1 protein-coding gene and 1 pseudogene are annotated in these 2,154 nt (G+C 78.1%); both read left to right on the top strand.

Annotation, left to right across the window (positions count from 1 at the left end; genetic code table 11):
• Positions 1-236 precede the first annotated feature (236 nt).
• The gene (locus ACFV6I_RS02350) at positions 237-1,448 is read left to right on the top strand and encodes a DNA polymerase III subunit delta' (RefSeq protein ID WP_363370692.1); all 1,212 of its coding nucleotides are present in this window, start codon (positions 237-239) and stop codon (positions 1,446-1,448) included.
• Positions 1,449-1,721: 273 nt separating this feature from the next.
• A pseudogene (locus tag ACFV6I_RS02345) lies at positions 1,722-2,154 on the top strand (hypothetical protein); the annotation flags it as partial.

Here is a 2,154-nt window from a genome sequence, read left to right as displayed (position 1 = left end):
CCCCCCCGCCGGGGGGGGGGGGGGGTGTCCCGGGCCGTTGCGACCGGGGTCGGCCGGCGGGGGGGGCTGGGCGGGGGGCGTCCCCGGGGGGGCCCCCCCCGTCGCCTTCGGCGGTGGGGCGCCTCCTTTCGGTGGTGGGCACTCCGGAGGGCGCCGTGGCTGTCGGAGCGGACACGTATGCTCGACGGCGGGGAAGAGGCGCCGGGAGCGCTGCCGTACTGAGCTTGGGAGCAGCAGTGGCCGTCTGGGACGACCTGGTGGGCCAGGAGCGGGTGGTCGAGCAGCTGACCGCCGCCGCCCGGTCGGCCGGGGCGACGATCGCGGCCGGCCGCGGAGCCGGCCCGCAGCCGGGCGGGAACGCCTCCCTGATGACGCACGCCTGGCTGTTCACCGGCCCGCCCGGGGCCGGGCAGGTCACCGCCGCGCGCGCGTTCGCCGCGGCCCTCCAGTGCACCAGCCCGGACCTCGCGCTCGGCGGTACGCCCGGCTGCGGGTTCTGCGACGGCTGCCACACCGTGCTGGCCGGCAGCCACGCCGACGTCAAGTACGTTCGGACCGACGGCCTGTCCATCGGCGTCGGCGACATGCGCGAGCTCGTGCTGCGCGCCTCCAGCTACCCGACCGGCGGCCGCTGGTCGGTGATCCTGGTCGACGCCGCCCACCGGCTCACCGAGGCCGCCGCGAACGCGCTGCTCAAGGGCGTGGAAGAGCCCTCCCCGCGCACCGTCTGGCTGCTCTGCGCCCCCTCCGTCCAGGACGTGCTGCCGACCATCCGCTCGCGCTGCCGCCTGCTCGTCCTGCGCACGCCCGCCGCCGAGGCCGTCGCCGACATGCTGGTCCGCCGCGACGGCGTCGACCCGGAGACGGCCCGGCTGGCCGCACTCGCCGGGCAGGGCGACGTCGAGCGCGCGCGCCGCCTCGCCGTCGACGACCAGGCCCGCACCCGCCGCGCCGAGGTGCTGCGGATCCCGCTGGAGGTCGGCGACATCGGCGGCTGCCTGGCCGCCGCCCAGCGTCTCGTCGACACCGCCAAGGCGGACGCCGAGGCGCTCGCCGAGACCCAGGACGCCAAGGAGACCGACGACCTGAAGGCCGCCTACGGCGCCGCCGAGGGCAGCAAGGCGCCGCGCGGCATGGCCGGGGCGGTCAAGGAGCTGGAGAAGCGGCAGAAGAGCCGGGCCACCCGCACCCGCCGGGAGACCCTCGGCGTCGCGCTGCTCGACCTGCTCGGCTTCTACCGGGACGTGCTCGCGCTCCAGCTCGGCTCCAGCGGCACCCTCGCCAACGAGGACCAGCGGCAGGCCCTGAACCGGGTCGCGCAGGACGGCCCGCCGGAGGGCACGCTGCGCCGGATCGAGGCGGTGCTCGCCTGCCGGCAGGCGCTGGACCGCAACGTGGACCCGCTGCTCGCCGTCGAGGCGATGACGGTGGCGCTGCGCGCGGGCTGAGCTGCGTTGCCGGGCCGCCGGGCCCTTGGGCCGCTGGGCCGCTGGGCCGTTCGGGGTGGGACCGTCGGGTCGGGTGCCCGGCGTAGGCCTCCCGGAGCCGTCCCGTTGTCCCACCTTCGAGTGAACGATCGATACGCGCCGGGCACACCCGCGTGCGACCGTCCGCCCGTTGTGCACGCTGGGGGCCGACTGTGCCCCGGTGCCGGGGCCGTCGCCCCCGTACGGCACCGGGTCCCGTCCGGCGCCGGCCCTCCTCCCGAGGCGGTGCGTCCCATGGTTCGTTCGCTCCTCGTCATCCCCCTGCTGATGGCCGCGTTGGGCGGGATCTGGCTGGCCCGCGGCGCGCTCCAGCGCTGGCGCGACCTGCGCGCCGCCGCGACCTACGAACTGGCCGGTGAACGCTGGCCGATGCTGGTGCGGGCGGCCGGAGCGATGATCTGCGGGGTCTGCGTCACCGCGTTGACGCTGCTCACGGCGCTCGGGGCGTTCGGCGGCCTGACCCCCCGCGGCCAGGAATCGGACCGGGCCGAGTCGATGGTCGGCGCGGCGGGTGCGGGCCCGGGCGGGGGACCGGCGGTCCGGCAGCAGCCGGCGCCGCCCGTCGTGGCGGAGCCGGCCGCGGCCGCGGGGGCCCCCGGGGCGGGCGCCGCCCGCGGCGCGGATCGCCTGCTCCTGGCCCGCCGCCGACGGCGCGAGGAAGCCCGCC

The organism is Kitasatospora sp. NPDC059803 (genome assembly GCF_042732255.1).
Lineage (GTDB): Bacteria > Actinomycetota > Actinomycetes > Streptomycetales > Streptomycetaceae > Kitasatospora.
This window is presented reverse-complemented; position numbering and strand designations above follow the sequence as displayed.